This is a genomic window from Paenibacillus sp. 1-8 (assembly GCF_056316205.1).
In genome coordinates, this window is the sequence record NZ_CM149995.1 from 2,503,127 (window position 1) to 2,527,646 (window position 24,520).

Genomic DNA, 24,520 nt, shown 5'->3' on the forward strand with positions numbered 1-24,520 from the left:
CACAAAGGAGGTGCTGCTTAGTAAACGTAAACGCTTTTGTACAGGATCGCCAAAAAGGTTAATCTTGAGATAAATCACTTAAGATAAGGAGAAATGACTATGCGAGATGAAACAAAATGTCTGCATTCAGGTTATACACCTAAAAACACTGAACCACGCGTTTTGCCAATTATACAAAGCACGACATATGTATATGATTCTACTGATGAGGTTGGTGCGGTGTTTGATAACCCAATGAAAAGTTTATTATATTCGAGATTTGGGAATCCAACCGTTATGGCTGTAGAAGAAAAAATTGCAGATTTGGAGGGAGGGATCGGGGCCCTTTGCACGACATCGGGGCAAGCAGCCATATTGCTTAGCATACTAAATCTTTGTGAATCTGGAGATAGCATAATTAGTGCTGCACAAGTATACGGAGGAACTATTAATCTGTTTTCCTTTACACTCAAAAAACTGGGTATAGAATGTATTTTTGTGGATAGTGAAGCTAGTGAGGAAGAAATACATGCAGCATTTAAACCAAATACGAAAGCCGTGTTTGGAGAAACAATAGCTAATCCTGCATTAAACGTATTGGACATCGAAAAATTCGCAAAAGTGGCGCATGCCCATTTGGTACCTCTAATAATAGATAACACATTTGCTACCCCTATATTGTGCAAACCTTTTGAATTTGGAGCAGATATTATTGTTCATTCTACATCCAAATATATGGATGGTCATGCTGTTCAAATCGGGGGAGTAATTGTAGACGGTGGAAAATTTGATTGGACCAACGGAAAGAATCCTGACTTTGTCTTGCCTGACGAGTCCTATCATGGCATTTCTTATACGGAATCCTATGGTGATAGTGCTTTTATTGTGAAAGCAAGAATGCAGCTCATGCGTGATTATGGTGTCTATCCAGCGGCACATTCAGCTTTTCTGTTAAATTTAGGCCTGGAGACGTTGGCTTTAAGAATGGAGCGATATTGCTCAAACGCACTTAAAGTAGCACGATATTTGCAAGCCTCCGATAAAGTCACGTCAGTAAACTATCCTGGTTTAGAAACTGATAAAAATTATACCTTAACCCAAAAGTATCTTAAGGGTGCAAGCGGTGTGATTTCCTTTATTATTAAAGGTGGCAAGAAAAATGCGATTTCATTTATGGACTCCTTGAAATTGGCCTCCAATGAGGTTCATGTCGCTGATATTCGTACTTGTGTTTTACATCCAGCAAGTGCAACTCATCGTCAGCTAAATGATGAACAATTAAAAGCTGCTGGGGTTGACTCGGGAATGGTTCGCATTTCAGTCGGTCTAGAAAATATAGAAGATATAATTGAAGACATTGAACAAGCATTTAATTGCCTATCCTAGCATATTAGCACCAGTACAACTGCGCTCTGGTTAGAAACGGCCACCGTTGAATGACCTATAAAATACTGGCAATTCATATGGTATAGCCAATGGTAGCCCGCAACATTTCTATTTTTTTGGCTGCTGCACGGAGCGAATTTGTTGACCGATCAGCAGCTTGCGGTTTTTCTGGTGCTGCATGAGGTCGGCCAGCCCCTGAAACAGCAGCCGAGATAAGCGGAGCAGAAGTAGAATGCCAACGGATAGACTGATAAAGGAAGCATTAGCAAGAATCGTCAAAGCTTTTCACCTCCTGCTTGCCATTGTTGTAAAACAGACAGAGACAAGCAGAAGGTGAAAAGCTCTTTTGCAGTCCGGGGGGATATAGTTTACCTTTGTAGCCTTTGTTCCGCCGGATGGCATCTGAGCAGCGTGGCATATTTTCCTGAGAGATAGGCTTGCACTTCTTTCAATACGTCTCCATACAGTTTAGCCCTTTCCAAGGCAGTTTCTTGAAACGCTGGACGAATGCTGCACCGATTCAATCAGGCGATAGCTTGGGCCAGGCAGGCGGTATTTCTCCAGGCACAATCAACTGCAACATTTGGGCAAAACCTTGTTGATACGCAACCGTTTCCTTACCGGATGGCAGGGGTGCCAGCGAGCGGGCTTCTAATGCTTGCTGCTCTAAGGCATGGACATGTGGAAGTTGTACCCCAATACCGCCGACAACCTGACTCTACGCGAGGCTGTCCTTCCGGGCCAAACGATGGACAGAACAGGGATTGGAGGGGCGTGCTGAAAACGGGTATCGGAAAATTCCAGCGCTACGGTGGAAAGTAAATTGGAGGATACGTAGCTGGTGTAATCAACCAGAACGACGTCAGCTACTTCCCCTAACTTGCTTCGTTCGATTATGCTAAGATGTGTGTAGCTCATGGTGGATTCTCCTTGTGTGAATGTGGGTGTAGGAACTTTCATTCTACACGAATCCGGCCATGGGCCCTTTTTTATTTATTTCCAGCAGGATGGTAATAGCCTGATCCGATGACACTTTACGCTTGTTTTCATCATCTATCAACTTTTTGATACGCTTTTTTGCACTCTCCGATGAAGCTGCATCTCCGTCCGATGACGCCAAGGAGGAAGTGAAGAAGAATTTGAGTTCGAATAATCTGCGAGGCGTCTGCATAAATTTATCACTGACCGCCCTGCTGACCGTGGCTTCATGTAAGCCCGTTTTTTCGGCAATCCTTGTCCGGACTTTTGTGACCAAAACAGCGTAAATATAAGGTATTGAGCTATAGAGATAAATGTAAGCGCTTTATTTTTAATAACAAGAACATCACTTGGAGTTCAAAATACTAAAAGAGGATGTGAAAGATGGTGAAGAGGAAGTTAAGTATGCTGCTTATTTGCTTTATGGTATTTGGTTTACCGTTAACTCCAGCCTTTGCAGCGGATCCTGGTTATTATGATGAAACATACCGTAATCAGATTCATTTTTCCCCCGAGGCTAACTGGATGAATGACCCGAATGGAATGGTTTATTATAAGGGTGAATATCATTTGTTCTACCAGTACCATCCGTACGGAACGGCATGGGGGCCGATGCATTGGGGTCATGCGGTGAGCAAAGACCTTATCCATTGGAAACATTTACCGATTGCGTTATATCCGGATGAAAACGGTCAGATTTTCTCGGGAAGTGCCGTGATCGATTGGAACAATACAGCAGGGTTCGGCAAAGAAGCGATGGTTGCGATCTTTACTCATTCCAGCGATAACGGCCAGGTTCAAAGCATTGCGTACAGCTTAGATAGAGGCAGAACCTGGACTAAGTATGAAGGAAATCCAGTAATGCCGGATCCCCCAATATCGGATTGGCGAGACCCTAAAGTATTCTGGCATGAAGACTCCAGACAATGGGTGATGTCTTTGGCCGCAGCGAATAAAGTAATGTTTTATACTTCGCCCAATTTAAAACAGTGGACCTATGCAAGTGAATTTGGTGAAGATAACGGAATACAGGCCAACAGTCTGGATACCACTTCGTACGCTATGTCCTCACAGGAAGGCGCTTCATTCTCCTATGAGGGAGATATTACCCTTAATAAAAAGAATGGCCGGGAAGGCTCAGGAGGTCTGGTTTTTCGTGCTGACAAGAATGCGAAAAACGGTTATGTCGTCAGCCTGGACGCCCAAAATGATGTCGTTACTTTAAATAAGAATGTCGATGGATCGAATACAGAAATTGCAAGCAAGTCTTTAACCCTGGGAACCTCATCAACTTACAACGTGCAGGTGGACGTATATGGTCATGACATTCATGTGTTTGTAGATGATCAGTCTGTAATTAAAGAAACTGATACTGAATTTGATTATGGTTATTACGGTCTGACCGCCTGGAATTCAACAGCTTCCTTCCGAAATGTAAATTTCAAGAATACCTCTAACTTTGCAACCAACCTATCTAATTGGACGGCTGTAACCGGCCGGTGGGAAGATACCATGGAGGGAAAAAGCGGTACATCTGCAGATGATGCTTTTATCATAAGTGGTAAGACCGGGGATAACTTTATATATAATGCGATTATTGATTTGTCAGAGGGAGGAGATGAAACAGGATCACTTATTTTCCGAGCGGATGCTGATGCGGAAAATGGATATATGGCGAGTATCGATGCTTTAAACGATAAAGTGAAAATCGTGAAAATGGAAGACGGGAATAGAACGGTTCTGGCCGAAACCACAGTAACGCTGGATACTTATCAAAGCCATGATTTAAAAGTGAGCACATTAGGAACAAATATAAAGATGTATCTGGACGGAAATCTCATTCATGATATCGATGATGCAACCTTCCTGTCCGGCCATTTTGGATTACATCTTTTGCACTCTTCTGCGATATTTCAGCATGTTCAATTGGGTAGAAATATCATGACCGATGAGAAAGAAATCACCAATCATGATTTTGAAACAGGCGATTTAACCGGATGGACTGTGACCCAGGGTGATGCCTTTTCGGATGATCATGTATCCAGTGAAGCGACTTATTGGGGTGGATCCTTCGGACATGAGGGGAATTATCACTTGTGGGGATATTCCAATCTTCACAAGGGAGATGAAGCAACGGGTGAACTGCATTCCTCCTATTTTAAATTAAGTGGTTCCGGTGAAATCAATCTGTTATTAGGAGCAGGCGATGATGGCGACAATACCTATGTATCATTGGTCAGAGCAGCCGACGATCAAGAATTGATCCGCCAGGCTAATACAAGATTTAATGAGGAAAAATATTCAAAATACGTATGGGACGCGTCCAATTATATTGGCGAAGTGTTATATATCAAGGTAGTAGACCATGCAAAAGATGGTTACGGTCATATCAACATTGATGATGTTAATGCTTATAATGAAGGGGCCATTTCGGATAAAGTTGACCAGGTTGCAAAAGAGCCGGAGAAAACAGACGCGAAACAAAGCGGCCTCCTCACAGATTGGTCTGCTGTTTCCGGACAGTGGATTCCTTCCACAAACGGTAGCATCGGCGGAGTATGGGAATGTCCCACGTTAGTCGAGTTGCCGGTTGATGGCGACCCTTCAAAAAGAAAGTGGGTCCTACAGGTAAGTATAAATGATGGTGCTCCGGCAGGCGGGTCGGGCATGCAGTATTTTGTAGGCAGCTTTGACGGTAAAACGTTTAAAAATGAAAATACTTCCGATAAAGTATTATGGACTGACTATGGAGCTGATTATTATGCTGCTGTGGATTGGAGTGGATTAGAAGGGGAAAATGGCGAAAAATATTGGATCGGCTGGATGAGCAATTGGCAGTATGCCAATGATACGCCGACCTCAACGTGGAGAAGTTCAACAACACTGCCGCGGAAGATGGAGCTCACTCAAACCGCAAAGGGTCTACGTTTAAAACAAACCCCTATTTCCCTAAAAAGCATTCGTGACAGAGGGGATCGCATTTCGTATACCAATCAAACGATATCAGGTAATAGCCATCTTTTATCTAAATTATCAGAAGATACATTTGAATTGAACGCTGTGTTTGATGTATCGGATACTGAAGCAACAGAATTGGGCTTCAAAATCCGTAAAGGAAGTGAGGAATATACTACTGTAGGTTATGATGTCTACAACGAGCAATTATTCGTTGATCGGACTCATTCAGGAGGTTTCGATTACGGAAGTAATGTAGTTGGCAAGCATGAGGGACCATTACATGCTAATAACGGCACGGTTAAATTACAGGTTATTGTTGACAGATCAGCTGTAGAAGTGTTCGGCAATAATGGTACGACCGTGATTACCGATCAGATATTCGCGGATTCTGCAAGCAAAGGACTAGAGATCTATAGTAAGGGCGGAAATGTTAAGCTGAAATCTTTGGACCTATATCCTCTAAAGAGTGTATGGAAAGAAAAAAGCTCTTCTTTTAAATCAAACTTATCAGGTTGGACCACCGTTAACGGGAAGTGGGCGGACACCATTCATGGCAAACAGGGACAGAGTAAGGGGGATGCTTTTATAGTATCAAAAGTGACCGGCAGGAATTTTGTATATGAAGCCAATATAAACGTGCCAGATACAGATTCGCACCCCGGTGATTCCGAAAAAGATTCGATAGACAATTCCATTGGAGCGGGTTCGTTGGTTTTTCGTTCTGACTTAACAGCAAAGAATTCGTATGCAGCAAATGTGGATATAAAAAATAATGTTGTAAAATTCATTAAATTTGTTGATGGGACCGGATATGAAATTGCAACATATAACAATGATGGAAAACTGGATTTACAGCCCAATACAGATTATCATCTCAAAGTAGAAGCGCAAGGCAATATCACTAAGGTTTATTTGAACAATAAATTAGTTATCGACACAAAAGATCAAACCTATAAAGAAGGATACTTTGGTCTCAATGTATGGGATACAACAGCTTTTTTTAATGAAGTTAAAGTGAAACTAAAACATAAAGATGAAGATTAAGGTTGGTTAAATAATGACATTTGTATCTCTATGGATTTAGTTTGTGTCGCCGCACAGCGACACAAACTTTTTTTAATTATAGGATCTATTTTCAGAGAAAGAATACTTAATCCTGCTTGGTTCATTATACATCGACACAAAGTCCTCAACCAAAGATATCTACTTGACTGGAGTATCAAAAGGCTCATTTTAATGATAGGGGACAAACCAGTATAGCACTTTCACAAAAACTTTTGTCGATGCGAGTTGTAGTTTCAATGGATTGGTTAATTAGGTTATAATTATCTTATGGCTTTTAAGAAAGGAAGTATCCTAGAACATGAATGACATAGAACTTATACAAAGCGGATTAAGATTATTCTTTGTTGAAAAATGTGAAATAATTCACATTATTAACAACTCCAGATCGAATGAAAAAAGATATATAAGCTTTGCAATGGCTGGTGGCCAGCTAAGGATTGTTATTAAAATGTATTCCTCATCCTACGTTGATTCTTTGAGGATTCATTCCTGGCAACGCTTGGCGGACATATACAGGAAAGAAGGGATTGTGACACCACAATTCTTGCCAAGCTTAAGCGGGAAATTTGCAGAAGCGGTTATGATTGAGGACGAAACCTACTATGTATGGGTTGAAGAATACATTCCAAGCAAATATCAATTGGGAAAGGGGATAAAGTTGGAAGAGCAATCTTTGTTCGTATTTAATCGAATTGGACAAATGAAAGGCAAAATGCATCGCTTAGCTTTTGAAAACCAAATCAAATGTGATTGGGTAAGTCCTTGGCGGCTTTACGAGCCGTTCACAGCAGAAGAGGAGTACGATGAGAATTACACTAATGCACTGTGGTTATATAATTCATTCAAGGATACGGAAGAAGCAGGACAAGCGATAGAGGAAATATGGAGCATTTACAACGACAATAGAAGGAAGCTAAAGGAATTCTATGATCATTTACCTACGGGGCAAGTCCAGGGAGACTTTTCGCCGGCGAATTTTATTGTTAATCCACAGGACAGCATTGTAGGAATCTATGATTATAATCTCTCAGGGAGTGATGCCTTTATCTCGGATTGTATTCAAGAAGGAATATTTCTCACGTATGAGTGTTATAAAACAGAATGGTTTGATGAAGAGCATGTGCAGGCTATGGATATGCGCTTTAAAGAATACATGAAAGGCTATACAACAGAGTATCCATTAAGCGAAACAGAATTTAAAGCTATTACCCTCTTATATAATATATCCAGGCCTATAAGGTTTGACAAGATTGCCCTTACTATAAAAAAATACAATGAAAAGAAGATCGACGAGGTCAATGAACGGTTGCTCTGGATGCGAATGGAATTGAACAAACCAAACATACCTTAATGATGGAGGCATTATCAATGAATATGAATGATGAGAATTATTGCAATATTATCTGGAACTCAAAGGACCGGATGCGGGAGAATGGAACTCCTCTCCACAGTGCATTCACACAGAGTTGGTGACAAGGGATTACGTAAAGAAGACATTCGATATTTTTGATGGAATCCAAGTATGTAATGTTGGTATCGGAACTGGAGATTGGGACGATTACCTTGGATATTGGCTTAAAGGAAGAGGTGGTTTAACCAGCATTGATATTGACGAAAGTATTTGCGAGATATTTGAGTATAGACAACAGAGGGAGCAGCATCCGAATCCATCAAGGGTTTTATGCAGGAGCATATTCGATTCCGATTTGCCTCAAGAAGCCTTTGATATTGTAACCCTAATTGGGTCCGCTATTAATGAAACAGGGGACTTCAAAAAATGCTTAGATTCGTGTTTTAGTTTAATAAAGCAAGGGGGACATTTGATGTTTATGGCAAGTTTAAAATATACACCCGTTGAAATGTTGGAAGAATACATAAGTAATACTAAGTATCATATTGTACAAAAAAATGCATACAAAGTGTTCCCTGAATATCCGTTTTTCATCAGCAAAATCAGAAAATAATCAGGCTAAGTGTACATCGACTTACTACAGCCACACTATTTGTAGAGACTTTGTTGCATAACCTGCCGCTCATAAATAAAAAATTTTAATTTTCACCAAGCTTCCCGTCATTGATTGGAAGGTGCCCTGATCAGCAGCATCTTCCAATCAATGACGAATCTCTACATAAAAAGGTGTCCAGCGACCTTAGGGATCGTCGGACACCTTTTGCTGTTCTTATGCTTCAATCCTTGATTCACCCTGCGCTACGAAACGATTAACTTCTTCCAACGACGGCAAGGCTGCAATCGCTCCAACTTTGGTGCACACGATGGCGCCGACTTGATTGGCAAGTGTCACAAATTCCTGCTGCTGCTTCGCGTTGGAGGTAAATACCTTAGGCTGACTCAACTGGCTGATTTGATACAGCATAGCTCCGACGAAGGCATCTCCGGCACCGGTAGAGTCGATCGATTTGACAGCAATACTGCCGATTAGCGAACGGGAGACACCGCTTGAGATGAGGGTTCCTTCTTTCCCCAAGGTAACTGCCACCGTCTTGGCTCCCAACCCATGCAAAAGATCCAATGAAGCATTGCGGTCAGCCAGCCCTGTAATGATGTTTAATTCCTCTTCGCTTACTTTTACCAAATCCGCATTGTGTATTCCTCTTCTGGACAATGCGATAAATTCCTCCAGCCTGTCTTTCCAAAGATCCCCCCGGTAATTGGGATCAAAGGAGGTGAATTGCCCATTGGCCTTCGCTTCGTCCAATAAAGACAAATACGCTTCCCGAAAAGGATCGGCGAGCAAGGCCGTTGCCGAGCCAAAATGCAGAATGGCAGCCTGCCGGGTCCATTCTCTATCAATGTCCTGCAGAGACAGTTGACGGTCAGCTCCACGGTTGAACACGAAATCCCGTTCGCCGTTAGCGGTAAGGGAAACAAAGGCCAGTGTAGTCGGCGTTGCCGGATCAAAAAGGAGCATGGACGTATCCACGTGCTGCTCATCCAGAGTTTGCTTCAGGTACATACCGAAGGGATCGGCTCCGACTTTCCCCAAGAATGACGCTTTTCCTCCGAGCTTGGCTACGGCTGCGCTTACATTTGCCGGAGCACCGCCGGCCTGCTTGGAGAAATGCTGACCCTTGGCAAGATTGACATCAATATCTGTGCAGAAAAAATCAATAAGCAGCTCGCCCACACAAAGAACCGTTCCGTCATTTTTCACATTGATTCACCTCTTGGTAGATTTAGTTTAGAACAGGCGTCGAGTCCCGGTATACGATATCCGTTGCAACATGGGTAACTCGGTACGGCTTGGTATTGTCTTTGATTCTGGACAATAACATTTCGGCTGCAATAATACCCATCTGACTACTGTAAATATGCACGGTTGTAAGATGGGGCTCGACAACCCGGGATTCCGAAGCATCATCGAACCCGCAGACAGCAACATCCTCCGGGATTTTAATTCCCTTGTTCTTCAAAGATTTTATCACGCTGATGGCAATGAAATCATTGGCACAAATAAAGACGGAGGGGCACTCCCTCAGGGCATCCAATTGCTGCTCCATCTCTTTAAAGAAGTTGCGGTCCGGCGCTACAATGCTATGGGCAGGATTCAGGGTGATTCCGGCTTCTGCTAGGGCCTTATTGAACCCGGTCCAGCGTTCATTGAAGCTTTTGCAGTGATTGTAATCGCCTACAAAACCGAAGCTTTCATAGCCATGATCAATTAATTTCCGAGTAACACAGTATGTGCTGTGTTGATTTTCCATTAATACCAGATCCGCTTTCAATTCTGGATACATCATATCCGCAGCGCAATCAATAAAAATGGTTGGAATGCCAAGATCCGTGATCAGCTTGCTGTATTCCTTGCTGAACATTTCGATGCAGAAGATGCCAGCCACATTCGAAGGATCAAAATTACCGGGTAGGGTCATGGTATTGATATCGTTCTCGCGGATAAAATAAATGGATAAAGTATAGCCCAGGTTGCTGATTTCCTTCTCCAGCCCGCTGATCAGCATCGATCCAAAATGTGAGCTATTGGGAAGATTGCAGGTCAAAAGTGCGATATTGCCTTGTTTTTCAGAGGCTGTTTCCATATAAGAAAATTGTTTGTATTTAAGCTCCACTGCTTTTTTGATCACCTTGTCCCTCGTAACGGCAGGAATATTCTCTACTCCATTAAGCGCCTTGGATGCAGTGTTTCTGGAAATTCCCAAGGCATCAGCAATGTCTTGGATAGTAACTTTTGACTTTCTAGTCATATTGTTCCACCTTATTCTCCTGAATTAAGATTCTTCATATTTCTAAATATATAGTATTTTCATGCTTTTAACAATGAATTATTCAAATGAACAAAACAGGTTTACATTTATTCATTTATTGGATGCATTTTTAGGGAATTTGGTGTTGAAATATTACATACCTCTCGAATCATGCATTTAAAATGGATTTAGTTGCCGAAATGTATTGACTTATTCAATGCGCACCTGTTAAATTGTAAGAGAAAAAATGTTCAAATGTAAAATGTAAACCCATTCATCTTGGGGAAGTGTAAATTTTTAGTCTCTGTTGGAGGTGGGGAAATTACCAGTAAGGCATTTGCAAAACATCTTGCAGAATTATGTCAGAGAGATGACATAACATGGCTTATAACTGTCTTTAATAACAAGCCGTGAGCAGTAGGGGGGAAAAGAGTGGCAAACTCGATCGTTCAAAAAAGGGGTATTAAGGCTTCGGAAGCAAAAAAAAGAAACCATTGGCTAAGTTATATGGTTCGAAATTATATATTGTATTTGTTTCTGGTTCCGTCCATAATTCTTACCGTCATTTTCAAGTATGTTCCCATGTACGGCTCGATCATTGCGTTTAAAAATTTCAGTCCAAGAAAAGGAATCATGGGTAGCGAATGGATTGGATTCGAACATTTCCAGCGGTTTCTTTCGTCGCCAAATTTTTATGACATTTTAATGAATACGCTTAAATTAAGCGCTTACGGTCTTATTCTCGGTTTCCCAGTACCCATCATTCTGGCTTTGATGCTAAATCTGATCAGAGGAGCGAAGTTCAAGAAGAATATTCAGCTTATTGTATACGCACCTAACTTCATCTCGGTTGTTGTTGTTGCCGGCATGCTGTTTGTTTTTCTATCGCCGACTGGAATAGTGAACGCTATGGTAACAACCTTCACCGGCAAGCCGATTTCTTTTATGACTGATCCCGCCTATTTCCGAACGGTATATATTTTGTCCGGTATATGGCAAACCGCTGGCTGGTCCTCTATCATTTATGTGGCCACCTTGGCCAATGTGGACCCGCAGCTGCATGACGCTGCAACAATTGATGGAGCTTCTTTGATGAAGAGAATCTTGCACATTGATCTGCCAACTCTCAAACCCGTCATGGCCGTCCTATTCATTCTCGCTGCAGGAGGCATCATGTCGATCGGCTATGAAAAGGCTTACCTGATGCAGACGGCTCTGAACACGCCAACCTCGGAAATCATCGCGACTTATGTATACAAGGTGGGGTTGCAATCCGGCGATTATGCTTATTCTACGGCAATCGGGTTGTTCAATTCCGTGATTAATGTGGTCCTGCTGATTTTCGTAAATACCGTCGTCAAGAAGCTGAACGAAGGGGAAGGGCTGTATTAAAGAAGGAGGTATTTATGGATATTCATTACACCGGGAAGGACCGGATTCTGATCATCATCAATTATATTCTGCTTGGTTTGTTTGTTCTCGCTATTCTGTTACCGCTGATTTATGTGGTGCTTTCGTCCTTTTTAACTCCAAATACTCTGATTACCAAAGGGTTTGCCATTACATCATCAGACTGGACACTCACGGGATATGCCAAAATCCTAAGCAACGGTGCCATGATCCGCGGTTTTATTAATGCCATTTTTTATTCAGCAGCCTTTGCGTTCGCAACTGTATTTTTTTCCGTCTTCGCTGCTTACCCGCTTGCGATTGAAGGGCTGGTTGGGAAACGGCCCATTATGATCTTTTTCCTGATTACGATGTTTTTCGGTGGCGGTCTGATTCCAACCTATCTGGTGATTAAGGATTTAGGTATGTTGAATACGGTGTGGGCCATTATTCTGCCCGGCTCGATCAGCGTATTCAATATTATTCTGGCAAAGACTTATTTCCAGGGGCTTCCCAAAGAGCTGTTCCAGGCAGCAAGTATAGACGGAGCTTCTGAGCTCAGTATTTTCTTTAAAATCGTCTTGCCGTTGTCGAAGCCTATTATTTTTGTTCTAGCTTTATACGCTTTTGTCGGACAGTGGAATTCTTATTTCGACGCCATGATTTATCTGGATGATCCGAAGCTGTTTCCGCTTCAACTGGTGCTGCGCTCCATTTTGATACAGAATCAGGTTCAGCCCGGTATGATTGCCGATGCGCTGGCGCAAGCGGAGCTTAAAAAATTGTCCGAAATGATTAAATACTCTGCCATTGTCATATCAAGTTTGCCTTTAATTGTTATGTATCCATTCTTCCAAAAGTATTTCGAAAAGGGTGTCATGGTAGGTTCGATCAAATAACAAATCGGGGGAATAGAGATGAAAAAAACATTACTAACCTTGTCCGTGCTGGTACTTTCTACTTCGCTGCTTGCTGGATGCGGCGGTTCAGGAAATAATTCTGCTGCATCCGAAGATTACAAACTGGAAAATGTCACTCTGCCGCTTAAAGAGAAAGTTACCTTGCATTTTATGACTCAAAGCTCGCCGCTGGCACCTTCCGATCCAAATGAAAAGCTGATTTATAAAAGACTGGAAGAAAAAACAGGTGTGCATATCGATTTTACCAACTTCACCTCCGATTCCTTCATTGAAAAAAGAAACCTGGCTGTTGCCAGCGGAGATCTTCCAGATGCCATACTGGATGCCGGATATTCCGATTACGATTTGTTGAACCTCGGAAAGGATGGAACCATTGTCCCTTTAGAGGATTTGATTCAAAAATATATGCCGAATCTTCAGAAGGTATTGAAGGAAGCACCTGAGTACAGATCCATGATAACCGCACAGGACGGGCACATTTATGCCTTTCCTTGGATTGAAGAGCTGGGTTCTGAGAAGGAGAGCATTCATTCTGTAAACGACATGCCATGGATCAATGTGGAGTGGCTGAAAAAGCTGGGACTTAAAATGCCAAAAACTACTGAGGATTTAAAAAAAGTTCTGCTTGCATTTAAAAATGGCGACCCTAACGGAAATGGCCAAGCGGATGAAATCCCGCTGTCCTTTATACTCAATAACGGCAATGAGGACCTGAATTTTCTGTTCGGATCATTTGGTCTTGGGGACAACGGCGATCATACTGTAGTGACCAATGAAGGGAAAGTGGTCTTCACCGCCGATCAGGACGGTTATAAAGACGGGATTAAATACCTTAATGAGCTATATAAACTGAACCTGATCGACGAGGAGTCTTTCGAGCAGGATTATAATACGTATCTGGCCAAAGGCCAGAGTGAAAAATATGGTCTCTACTTTCAATGGGATAAGGCGAATATTTCAGGAGACAACGATAAATATGAATTGATGAATCCGCTCGCGGGGCCAAGCGGTAAAGTCAATGTGACCCGCACGAACAATCTCGGCTTTGACCGGGGGAGAATGGTGATTACCAGTGACAACAAAAATCTTGAGCTTACGGCAAAATGGATTGACCAGCTGTATGATCCTATCCAGTCCGTACAGGACAACTGGGGCACCTACGGCGACAAAACTCAGCAGAACATTTTTAAATACGATGAAGCGAGTCATATGCTGAAGCATCTTCCGCTTAAGGGAACTGCCCCTGTCGAGCTGCGGCAAAAAACGAATATCGGTGGTCCATTGGCCGTTCTTGATGAGTATTACGGAACCGTGACGACCAAGCCCGACGATGCAGTGGGGCGGCTCGAGCTCATAAAGGAAAGACTTGTTCCTTATATGAAGGCTGACCATAATTTCCCGAAAGTCTTCTTCTCACTGGAGGATCAGAAGCAGATCTCCACACTTGAAACCGATTTGTTTGCTTACGTTAACCGCAAACGGGCGGAATGGATCAAAACGGGCAAAGTGGAAGAAGAATGGGCGGATTATAAGGCCGAGCTTACCAGACTTGGACTGGACAAATGGCTGGAAATCAAACAAAAAGGCTATGACAGATATCTTAAAGATCAAGGCTGAAACATAAAAAAGGTGGTAGGGGCCGTTAAATACCTTATCAATCAAAAGGAGAGTGGGTACCATTAAAGACATGCACCTAACGAATGACAATAGCAGCAGAAAAGGATCACGAAACAGTTATTATAGGGAGACATACAGGCCTCAATTTCATTATTCACCTGAGAAAAATTGGATGAACGATCCCAACGGCTTGGTTTATTATGAAGGAGAGTACCACCTGTTCTACCAGCATACGCCCCATGATACGCAGCCAGACTTTGGCCGCATGCATTGGGGGCATGCGGTAAGCAAGGATCTACTGCATTGGGACGAACTCCCACCTGCAATTCCGCCTGGAGAGGACGGAGCGATCTTCTCGGGAAGCGCGGTGGTGGATAAGCACAATACAAGCGGATTTTTCAACGAAGAAGGAACAGGCTTGGTTGCCATTTATACGAATGAGGGCAACAGGACTCGGCCCGGCAAGCCGCAGGTGCAAAGCATTGCTTACAGCAAGGATAAAGGTCGAACCTGGACAAAATATGAAGGTAACCCGGTTTTATTCCCAACGGAAACGCTAGACTTTCGTGATCCGAAGGTGTTTTGGCATGATGAATCGTCGATGTGGATCATGGTCCTTGCCGTAAGAGACCGTGTAGAATTTTACACATCTCCAAACCTTAAAGAATGGTCTTTTGCAAGCGAATTCGGTTCCGACATTCCGCATATCCACCGAGGGATATTTGAATGTCCTGATATATTTCAAATCCAAGTGGATGAGGATCCTAATACCTCGAAGTGGATCCTGATGCTAAGCGTCGGGGATAGAAATGGTGTGAATCCAGACGATTCGGAACCACCGGCAGGTGGTTCTGGCATGATGTATTTCATAGGCAACTTTGACGGTAAGGCATTTACTCTGGATGAAACGTTGGAATCTTACGATACTATCAAATGGGTAGACTACGGATCAGACTTTTACGCGGCCGTGACCTGGAATGGCATTCCAAACGAGGACGGTCGAAAGCTATGGGTCGGCTGGATGAACAATTGGCGTTATGGTACCACGCTACCTTCAGAGGAATGGCGTGGCAAGATGTCAATTCCCCGTGAGCTACAGCTTAGGACTTATCCGGAGGGACTTCGCCTAATCCAAGCACCGATAAGTGAATTAAGTCAGCTTAGAAAACCGATTTTGTCTCTGCAAGACTTGACGATTAAGCCAGGTATGAACGTGTTGTCTGATATTTCTGCTACAAAGGCAGAAATTATTGCAGAATTTGAAATCAGTACTGCTGTGGAATTCGGGTTCAAAGTGCGGAAGTCTTCCAATCAGGAGACGATTATTGGATATAATATCTCGAATGGGGAGTTGTTTGTTGATCGGACGAAGTCGAGCGCCATTGATTTTCATTCCGATTTCACAGCAATACACAAGGCCCCTATGAAGCCAGAGCATGGACGAATACAGTTGAGCATTTACGTAGATTGGTCAAGTGTCGAGGTCTTCGGCAATAATGGGAAAACAATCATTTCAGATTTGATTTTCCCTGACATGGAAAGTAGAGATCTAGAACTCTATGCCATTGGTGGAGAACTAAGGGTTCTGTCGCTTCAAATCAATGATCTGGTAAGTATTTGGGGAAATGAGACTGTCTAGACGTTAGTTATAGTTACCATTGATAACTTCATTTACACCTCAAGTAGCAATATTAGTATTTTTTAAGCCGCTAATTAGAAACGTGAAGATTAGCGGCTTTTTATTGTGGAAAAGCGGGGAAATCCAAAAAAAACCTGGGTAGTTTTAGAGGCCACTGAAAAAGTCCCTGTGATGTGAGAAAGGTGCAGTCACTCCAGAAATTTGGAGAAACTGCGTCTTTTTCTGTATAATGAAAACATCCAAGGGGAGAAGGTGTCTACCATGATTCAACAGCAACAAACGATAATTTTAAGCTCGTATATCGAACTGTATAATCAGGTGATTCCCAAGGATAATATACTTCGGCAAATCAACGAGTTCGTTGACTTCTCGTTTGTATATGATGAATTGAACGTAAACTATTGTCTGGACAACGGTAGAAATGCGGTCGATCCTACTCGGATGTTCAAGTACCTTCTCATAAAAGCGATTTTCAAAGGCTGTCTATAAAGTCGACGAATCCCTCAAAGCCAAGTTCCCGCCGAAGAATACGAGCGATGTGCTGAAGGATGAAATCGCTTACTGCCAGAAGCTTATGGATGTCATTGAAGCAGAAGGCGGTGTCTGTGCGCTGCCCAAGTTAACAGAACCGCTTAATTTGTTAAAAGAAGCCGTCGCAGATGACCTTGAACAACTCGCCAAATTGAACCCGCTCATCACTCAAGGTGCCCGAAAAAAAGAAGATGAGTTCCTCTTCAATAAAGATGCTGGCATGTATGTTTGCAAGGCTGGCCACATCGCAATCCGGAAAGCGCGAATCGGCAAAAAAAGGGTCGGCGCAAATCAAACGGATACGTACTACTTCGATATAGAGAAGTGCAAAAGATGTCCACTCCGAGAAGGGTGCTGCAAAGAAGGAGCAAAAAGCAAAACCTATTCCGTGAGTATTAAATCTGCCGAGCATACCGAACAAATGGCATTTCAAGAAAATGAGTACTTCAAGGAGAAAGCCAAAGAACGCTACAAAATCGAAGCAAAGAACAGCGAGCTTAAACACAGACACGGGTATGACGTAGCGTCTTCCTCGGGTCTAATTGGCATGGAGTACAAGGTGCCATGGCCATTTTCACTGTAAACCTAAAGAGAATATTGAAACTGATGAAATAAAATAACGGATCCATAGACCTTCTGGAACAGCAAAAAAACGACCTTTTATCCAAATATCTGGATAAGGGTCGTCTTTTGTTTTGTCCTTTATGGTTATTCACCAGAAAAACACAAGTTTTTGTGGCCTCGTAGTTTTATCAGGTTCTTTTATATTGCATATAAACAGACACGATGATATAATCAGATTACGAATTTTACATTTTAAATTGACATAATTATTGCATCTTACACTTTAATTGTACCATGCCGGTAAACTCTTGTCAAATGTTTTTTCTCAATTTAATGGTTAGGAGAGATATTGAATGAGTTCTTTGGTTCTCGGTTTTCAGGAAATGGAAAAAGCGCAGCTTTTGCTCGTTGGCGGAAAAGGATTAAATTTAGGGGAATTATCAAAAATTGAAGGAGTACAAGTACCAGAAGGATTTTGTGTTACAACAGTGGGATATCAAAAAGCCATCGAACAAAACGAAACGTATCATACTTTGTTGGATCGACTAACCATGCTAAAAGTAGAAGATCGAGATCAAATTGGTGAAATCAGCAGGAAGATTCGACAAATCATTATGGAAGTAGAAATTCCTTCCGATGTTGTGAAAGCAGTTACTCACTATCTCTCCCAGTTTGGTGATGAACATGCTTATGCAGTGCGTTCTAGTGCGACTGCTGAAGATTTACCACATGCCTCTTTTGCTGGACAACAAGACACCTATTTAAATATCATTGGCAAAGAAGCGATCTTGCAGCATATTAGCAAATGTTGGGCTTCTCTATTTACGGATCGCGCGGTAATCTACCGTATGCAAAACGGATTTGACCACAGTCAAGTTTATTTATCCGTTATCGTTCAAAGGATGGTTTTCCCACAGGCTTCAGGGATTTTATTTACCGCTGATCCAATTACTTCTAACCGAAAGCTGCTATCAATCGATGCCAGTTTTGGACTTGGAGAAGCACTGGTCTCTGGCTTGGTATCTGCCGATTGTTATAAAGTACAGGAAGGGCAAATCGTCGATAAGAGGATAGCAACCAAAAAATTGGCTATCTATGGACGAAAAGAAGGCGGAACAGAGACAAAGCAGATCGATCCTGATCAGCAAAAGATTCAAACACTTACTGAACAACAAATTTTACAACTGGCACGCATCGGAAGACAGATCGAAGCTTATTTTGGTTACCCCCAGGACATCGAATGGTGTTTGGTTGATGATACATTTTATATTGTCCAGAGTCGGCCAATCACGACTTTATACCCGATCCCTGAATCGAATGATCAAGAAAATCACGTTTATGTATCTGTCGGTCATCAACAAATGATGACTGACCCGATAAAACCATTGGGATTGTCTTTTTACCTGTTAATAACTCCTGCACCCATGCGTAAAGCCGGTGGAAGGTTGTTTGTTGATGTTACACCTATGCTGGCTTCACCTGTCAGCAGAGAAACTTTCTTAAATACCCTGGGCCAATCCGATCCGCTCATAAAAGACGCATTTATGACCATAATCAAGCGAGATTTTATAAAATCGTTACCAAATGATAAAAAAGAACGGAGTCCCGGTAAAAGCAATAAAGGGTTGTCGTCTGCAGGTTTTCAAGCACAAATCGAAAACGATCCGGCAATCGTTTCTGATTTGATTAAGAACAGTCAAACATCGATAGAAGAATTAAAACAAAACATCCAAACGAAATCAGGAGCAGATTTATTTGATTTTATTCTGGAAGATCTCCAGGAATTAAAGAAGATCTTATTTGACCCACAAAGTTCAAAGGTTTTTATGACTGCTATGAATGCTTCGTCATGGATCAATGAAAAAATGTACGAGTGGTTAGGTGAAAAAAACGCAGCAGATACACTTTCTCAATCTGTACCAAACAACATTACTTCGGAAATGGGTCTGGCGCTATTGGATGTCGCAGATGTGATTCGTCCTTATCCGGAAGTAATTGATTATTTACAACATGTAAAAGATGATAATTTTTTGGATGAACTGGTTAAGTTCGATGGTGGACAGGAAACTCAAGACGCTCTCTATGCTTATCTCAACAAATACGGAATGCGATGTGCCGGTGAAATCGATATTTCGAGAACTCGTTGGAGTGAAAAACCAATTACACTTGTCCCCATGATTCTTAGTAATATCAAAAACTTTGAGCCTAATGCTAGCCATCGGAAATTTGAGCAAGGGCGACAGGAAGCTTTGAAAAAAGAACAAGAGTTATTAGATCGATTGAAGCAATTACCGGATGGTGAACAAAAAGCCAAAGAAACAAAACGAATGATCGACCTCATACGGAATTTTATCGGTTATCGTGAATATCCAAAATATGGATTGATTAATCGCTACTTCGTTTATAAGCAGGCTTTACTGAAAGAAGCCGAACAACTCGTACAAACGGGCGTTATTCATGAAAAAGAAGATATATACTATCTCACTTTTGAAGAACTTCACGAAGTCGTACGCACAAATAAACTAGATTACCAGATCATTAGCAAACGAAAAGACGAGTACAAATTATATGAAAAACTAACTCCACCACGTGTTATCACGTCTGACGGTGAAATCATTACGGGTGAGTACAAACGAGAAAACCTCCCAGCCGAAGCTATTGTAGGTCTACCTGTTTCTTCCGGACTTATAGAGGGACGAGCACGTGTCATCTTAAACATGGAAGATGCTGATCTAGAAGATGGAGATATATTAGTCACCTCCTTTACTGACCCTAGCTGGACACCATTGTTTGTATCCATAAAAGGCCTAGTCACCGAAGTTGGTGGACTGATGACCCATGGAGCCGTTATCGCACGTGAATATGGCTTACCAGCAGTTGTCGGGGTGGAAAATGCTACCAAACTGATAAAAGATGGACAACGAATTCGCGTGCATGGAACAGAAGGGTATATCGAAATATTGTGATGGCTGAATGCGTCAAGTAAGAGCCTTTATCATAATGGACGGCATTAAATGCAACCTGTCATGGATAAAAGGGCGGTTACCCTGTTCGTCCTTTTATCTACCCATGACACAAAGCACCCCAAAAAAAATCAAATGATTTTAATTTGGGGGTGTACTTTAACAATAATCAGGAGCCTTTATGAGTTATCGACGGTTTCCCTTGCTGCGATTCTATGTAGTTCAATGAAGCATAATAATATTATTCTCAAAACAACACAATGATTTATACATAGCCTCTCCGAAGATTATTTGAAAGATATATTAGAGTTCCTATTCAACAAATATCCAAATAGTGATTGAGCTATCGAGAAACGATAGTTCAATGAACAAGACAGCAAGGCTAAAGCATACCAAGTTGCATTGGAATTTAAAGAGCTGGAAGTTGCAGCTTCATCTGACCAACCTCCAGCCCGTCAAGCTCAACTATCCCGTCGCTCAGGCCAGCTGCAGCGATAGCTTCCCTAATGAGAACCTTACGGTCAGGGAACCCGCAATTATAGTGAGTTTTATGATGTCCTTCGTCATTGGGGTAAAGTGACAGACTTGACTTGAGCAGAGGTATTTCCGTAAATATCTTTGGCCAGCACGAGAATATGCAGCGTATCGGCTTGGGAGGTACCACCCTGTTTGTATTTAGTAGTTGGAAGCGTTGCTGACCAATTGGCTTTATCTTCTGTAGTAACGACACGAATGCCATTGACATAAACTTTAAGCTGTGCGATATCGCTTTGATCTGTGACTGAACCTTCCAAAGCGAGAACATCGTCCTTGATCGAAGCATTCAACTTAAGTGCAGGGGCTCCTGTTTCCTTACGTTTAGAGGGTGGGAGAGCAGTTTGCGGGTTATAGGAAAAGGTTTCATCCTCAAGCGCTGGCGTGCGTGCTGCAATAGGACGGTTTTTGGTCGCCTGCTCATAGGAATAAGCGTAACGAAGCAGGTCATTATCGCTGTATGCGGCACCTGCCATCGTCAGATTAACGGGCATACCGGTATCCTTCATAGCGCCCATACTCACAGATACACTTGGAATCCCGTACTCGCGTAGAATGAAATTCGTATTGGAGAAATAGTTGCCATTCTCCCAAGCCTCCTCATAGGACGTTTCATTCACATCGGAGTCAGCTTTGCCGATATTCGAATTTGCCGGGAATGTAATAAAATCAAGGTTGTTTTGCTTCATCCAATTTTCAAAATCAATCTTTCGTACATTTTCAAGCCCCTGTAGTCCTTCATGAAACTGAGGAATTTGTTCGTAAGGGGTGACGCCTTTTTTTATGGTTTCAATGAATACGTCATAGTGGCCAAGGTCTCTGCCACGTTTGGCATCTACCGAACCGGGCGGATTCGGGAAGACGGTTGCAGGGTCGATATTAGCCCATGACGGGAAATTCGGATCGCCCACACTCTTAAGGAATTCCTCAGTTACATAAGGATTAAGCAACCCGAATTCCTTTTCAACCCACTTTGCCGGCATCAAACCACGTTCCTCAGGTGTTTTCGCTGTTGCCCGGTCCTTCTCGCTGTTCGCCTGCAAGGGGAAGTCAACTTCCACAACCTCAGCTCCAAGAGCAGTTAAATCCTTTACAGCTTTTTCCCATAATGCCTGTATCGAAGGTCTGAATTTGATCGGAGTTGTGGTTTCATGGTCCTTACCGATATAGATTTTCGGAACGCCAATGCGTTTGCCTTTCAAAGCTTGAATGTCTCGCAGCTCTAAATAGGATTTGGGACGGACACTGTTGACAGAAGGGAGCCGAACGGCTTTCTGTTCTCGCCAGAAATCGCCCTTGGTGATCTTATCCTCTACAACGATCACGTCAAGCAAGCGGAGCATGTCCTCGACAGTCCTCGTATGTGGGACAACGACATCCCGTATAGGGAAGAGCGGCCAATTCCCCCGAATGGAGATTAGGCCCCGCGATGGCGTGTAGGCAATTAAACCATTGTTAGATGCTGGTGATCTTCCAGAGGATACCGTTTCTTCCCCCATACCGAAGGCAGCGAGGTTGGCGGCTGTTGATACGCCAGATCCGTTAGAGGAGCCAGAGTACCAGGCTGCAGCCAAATAATCTGAATTGTACGGACTTTCAGCACGGCCATAAACGCCTCTTTGCATTCCCCCTGCTGCCATTGGCGGCATGTTGGTTTTACCAATGAGCACCCCACCGGATTTGCGTATCTTCTCTACTGTAAAGGCATCGTCCTTTGCCATCAGGTTTTTGAAAGCCGGAGATCCAGAGGCGACAGTGAGTCCCTTAACCTTGTAGCTGTCTTTAACCGTGTAGGGGATGCCTTGCAGAGGCCCGGTTTTAATACCTTGTGCCCTTAGTTGATCAGCCTGAGCGGCTTCTTTCAGTACGTCGGGGTTCAGAACAGGGATGGAATTCAGCCGAATGCCACTAGAATCATAGGCATATACCCGGTTAAGGTACAGGGCGGTGAGCTCGACACTTGACAGTGCCCCTGACTTCATCGCTTCCTGCATTTGAGCAATCGTAGCCTCTTGCAATTGAAATGTAACTAGGGAGGACGTGGGTTCACTAGTTTTACTAGAGGATGAGGGTGAAGGAGCGGCGGATGCAAGCGGGCATCCCGTGAAAGTTAAAATCATACCAACTGCGATCCATTTGCAATAGTTACCGATTACATACCTTGTATTCGCTTTTAGCGTTCGTGCACACATAGCATTTTCACTCCTTAAAATAGGTAGGATCAGGAATTGAATAGAGGGGAATGAGAAAAGGCCTCTTTTACAGTATAATTGTTTCTAATTATACTACTTATTTTCATGTGAAATGTCAATTTTTGTAATGGACAATCATAACAAACGGAGTTTAGCGAAAAGGGATCAGCGATGTTACACGTGAAAAAAACGGCCTCTTTTGAATGATCCGGCATGAAGGCCGTTTATTTACTGTCCTCCGAATACCATTACTCAGATGTCATTTCATTACCTGGTACGACATCTCATGCAGCCAATGGCAAAAAGAATATTACGATTCGAGTAGATAATACCAATTATCCAACAAATGGTGGTCATCTTGATCTTTCGATCTCGTTATCCGTTTCACGGATCGACTTTATGACAAGTTCAGAGAAAGCTTTCACTGTTGGAGATAGCCACTTTTTCTTTTTAATCAGCATATGGGAGTATATCGGATCGAACTTTTCGGAATGACTTACAACTTTAAGTTTTCCTCTATCCACGTCTTCTTTAACTGTAATATAAGGCAAAAAAGAAAATCCAAGCCCACTCATAACGGTTTGTTTAATCGCCTCTATACTCCATAACTCCATGGTTTGAAATGGATCAATATCATGCTTTACAAGATATCTTTCAAACATGGTCCGATATCGACTCTTTTTCTATGATTTAGACTTGCAGCCACGAGGTATAGCGACGAAGCAAAAATTTCAAGGTTGGAGTGACTGTGACGGAGATATGGAAAGGTCTTTTTCACTTGATCATATCCTCACCAACATATCGATTTACTGGTTTACCAATTCAATTGCTTCTTCCATACGAATATATACTGAAGGTACCAAAATGCCACTGCATTTCACCGAAGGTCAGCGTGTTACTGTTCCAACAGGGGTTTCCTTATTTCCCAAGGAGCTGCCCACGCCTCCCCGAAGCTGGGTAGAACGCGTTTATAATATTACTTACTGGGAGAAAGCGAATAAAGGCGGTCATTTCGCCGCTATGGAAAATCCTAAATCGTTTGCCGACCATCTAAATCATTTTTTTCATTCATTAAGCATCGGATAGTCTCTATCCTTGAGGGGGTTATGAACAACCAGTACAATTGGTTACCGTCTTCAGAATGCAACTCTTCAGGTGCTTTTTTTACCAGACATATATTTATCCCTTAAAAGGGAAATGACACAAAGTTGGACCTTAAACCTAGTCTCAGAGATAACCACAGTGAGACTGGAGTTGACCTTCACCCGTATCTGAACTTGGCCCCCAAAACTAATTAAAGTAACATTTTTCTACCAAGACACGTATCACCCGGTCGGCTCACAACCGTATCGGGTGTTTTCGTATCATTGGAAAATTAGCGGAACTCAAAAGACGACCACGGAGCAATCTCATTAAAAGTGAGTAAGGGCTATTGCTTTGCAGTGCTGAAAGGCGTAAGAATCTGTCCACTGTGCCTGGTTTAAATAGTTACCTGATTATCAGGTTTCAATAATTGAACAAATTTTTCATCTGAGAATTCGCTAAATTCCCCGTTAGTTGCTAATTCAATTAATACTCCGAGAT

Annotated in this window: 16 protein-coding genes and 2 pseudogenes; 11 read left to right on the plus strand and 7 right to left on the minus strand. The window is 42.5% G+C overall.

Annotation, left to right across the window (positions count from 1 at the left end; all coding sequences use genetic code 11):
• Window positions 1-99: 99 nt before the first annotated feature.
• Window positions 100-1,365, plus strand: a complete 1,266-nt coding sequence (locus AC0WRU_RS11465; RefSeq protein ID WP_025681822.1) for an O-acetylhomoserine aminocarboxypropyltransferase/cysteine synthase family protein — start codon at window positions 100-102, stop codon at window positions 1,363-1,365.
• Between the two features lie 108 nt (window positions 1,366-1,473).
• Here the strand turns inward: AC0WRU_RS11465 and AC0WRU_RS11470 are convergent, their stop codons facing one another.
• The 3 genes from AC0WRU_RS11470 to AC0WRU_RS11480 form a co-directional block, all read right to left on the minus strand.
• Window positions 1,474-1,644 (minus strand): hypothetical protein, encoded by a 171-nt coding sequence (locus tag AC0WRU_RS11470; RefSeq protein ID WP_476128373.1) that lies wholly within the window; start codon window positions 1,642-1,644, stop codon window positions 1,474-1,476.
• Window positions 1,645-2,031: 387 nt separating this feature from the next.
• The gene (locus tag AC0WRU_RS11475) at window positions 2,032-2,283 is read right to left on the minus strand and encodes a hypothetical protein (protein ID WP_476128374.1); all 252 of its coding nucleotides are present in this window, start codon (window positions 2,281-2,283) and stop codon (window positions 2,032-2,034) included.
• A 43-nt stretch (window positions 2,284-2,326) separates the two neighbouring features.
• The gene (locus tag AC0WRU_RS11480) at window positions 2,327-2,620 is read right to left on the minus strand and encodes an RNA polymerase factor sigma-54 (RefSeq protein WP_476128375.1); all 294 of its coding nucleotides are present in this window, start codon (window positions 2,618-2,620) and stop codon (window positions 2,327-2,329) included.
• A 107-nt stretch (window positions 2,621-2,727) separates the two neighbouring features.
• Here AC0WRU_RS11480 and AC0WRU_RS11485 point away from each other — a divergent pair, with 107 nt between their 5' ends.
• From AC0WRU_RS11485 to AC0WRU_RS11495, 3 genes are all read left to right on the plus strand, one after another.
• Window positions 2,728-6,345, plus strand: coding sequence for a GH32 C-terminal domain-containing protein (locus AC0WRU_RS11485; RefSeq protein WP_476128376.1), 3,618 nt, complete (start codon window positions 2,728-2,730; stop codon window positions 6,343-6,345).
• Window positions 6,346-6,664: 319 nt separating this feature from the next.
• On the plus strand, window positions 6,665-7,717 hold the full coding sequence (locus tag AC0WRU_RS11490) for a phosphotransferase enzyme family protein (protein WP_476128377.1): 1,053 nt from the start codon (window positions 6,665-6,667) through the stop codon (window positions 7,715-7,717).
• Between the two features lie 40 nt (window positions 7,718-7,757).
• Window positions 7,758-8,330 carry a class I SAM-dependent methyltransferase gene (locus AC0WRU_RS11495; protein WP_476128378.1) on the plus strand — a complete coding sequence of 191 codons (573 nt, stop codon included), beginning with the start codon at window positions 7,758-7,760 and terminating at the stop codon, window positions 8,328-8,330.
• 216 nt (window positions 8,331-8,546) lie between these two features.
• On the opposite strand, the gene AC0WRU_RS11500 is transcribed toward AC0WRU_RS11495, so the two are convergent.
• Window positions 8,547-9,539 (minus strand): carbohydrate kinase family protein, encoded by a 993-nt coding sequence (locus AC0WRU_RS11500; RefSeq protein WP_476128379.1) that lies wholly within the window; start codon window positions 9,537-9,539, stop codon window positions 8,547-8,549.
• Between the two features lie 22 nt (window positions 9,540-9,561).
• Window positions 9,562-10,587 (minus strand): LacI family DNA-binding transcriptional regulator, encoded by a 1,026-nt coding sequence (locus tag AC0WRU_RS11505; RefSeq protein WP_476128380.1) that lies wholly within the window; start codon window positions 10,585-10,587, stop codon window positions 9,562-9,564.
• 507 nt (window positions 10,588-11,094) lie between these two features.
• Here AC0WRU_RS11505 and AC0WRU_RS11510 point away from each other — a divergent pair.
• The 6 genes and pseudogenes from AC0WRU_RS11510 (at window position 11,095) to ppsA (ending at window position 20,213) form a co-directional block, all read left to right on the plus strand.
• A complete protein-coding gene (locus AC0WRU_RS11510; protein ID WP_476128623.1) occupies window positions 11,095-11,979 on the plus strand; it encodes an ABC transporter permease in 885 nt (294 codons plus the stop codon).
• A gap of 14 nt (window positions 11,980-11,993) precedes the next feature.
• A complete protein-coding gene (locus AC0WRU_RS11515; protein ID WP_476128381.1) occupies window positions 11,994-12,875 on the plus strand; it encodes a carbohydrate ABC transporter permease in 882 nt (293 codons plus the stop codon).
• Between the two features lie 18 nt (window positions 12,876-12,893).
• Window positions 12,894-14,513 carry an ABC transporter substrate-binding protein gene (locus AC0WRU_RS11520; RefSeq protein WP_476128382.1) on the plus strand — a complete coding sequence of 540 codons (1,620 nt, stop codon included), beginning with the start codon at window positions 12,894-12,896 and terminating at the stop codon, window positions 14,511-14,513.
• A 70-nt stretch (window positions 14,514-14,583) separates the two neighbouring features.
• A complete protein-coding gene (locus tag AC0WRU_RS11525) occupies window positions 14,584-16,152 on the plus strand; it encodes a glycoside hydrolase family 32 protein (RefSeq protein WP_476128624.1) in 1,569 nt (522 codons plus the stop codon).
• A gap of 261 nt (window positions 16,153-16,413) precedes the next feature.
• A pseudogene (locus AC0WRU_RS11530) lies at window positions 16,414-17,298 on the plus strand (transposase).
• A 302-nt stretch (window positions 17,299-17,600) separates the two neighbouring features.
• Entirely contained in the window at window positions 17,601-20,213 is a 2,613-nt protein-coding gene (gene ppsA, locus AC0WRU_RS11535; RefSeq protein ID WP_476128383.1) for a phosphoenolpyruvate synthase, read from the plus strand.
• A gap of 560 nt (window positions 20,214-20,773) precedes the next feature.
• On the opposite strand, the gene AC0WRU_RS11540 is transcribed toward ppsA, so the two are convergent.
• The gene (locus tag AC0WRU_RS11540; RefSeq protein WP_476128384.1) at window positions 20,774-22,936 is read right to left on the minus strand and encodes an amidase; all 2,163 of its coding nucleotides are present in this window, start codon (window positions 22,934-22,936) and stop codon (window positions 20,774-20,776) included.
• 353 nt (window positions 22,937-23,289) lie between these two features.
• Window positions 23,290-23,607 (minus strand): annotated as a pseudogene (locus tag AC0WRU_RS11545) (LysR substrate-binding domain-containing protein); the annotation flags it as partial.
• Here AC0WRU_RS11545 and AC0WRU_RS11550 point away from each other — a divergent pair.
• Window positions 23,597-24,022 (plus strand): hypothetical protein, encoded by a 426-nt coding sequence (locus AC0WRU_RS11550; RefSeq protein WP_476128385.1) that lies wholly within the window; start codon window positions 23,597-23,599, stop codon window positions 24,020-24,022. The pseudogene AC0WRU_RS11545 and the gene AC0WRU_RS11550 sit on opposite strands and share 11 nt — an antisense overlap.
• Window positions 24,023-24,520 lie beyond the last annotated feature (498 nt).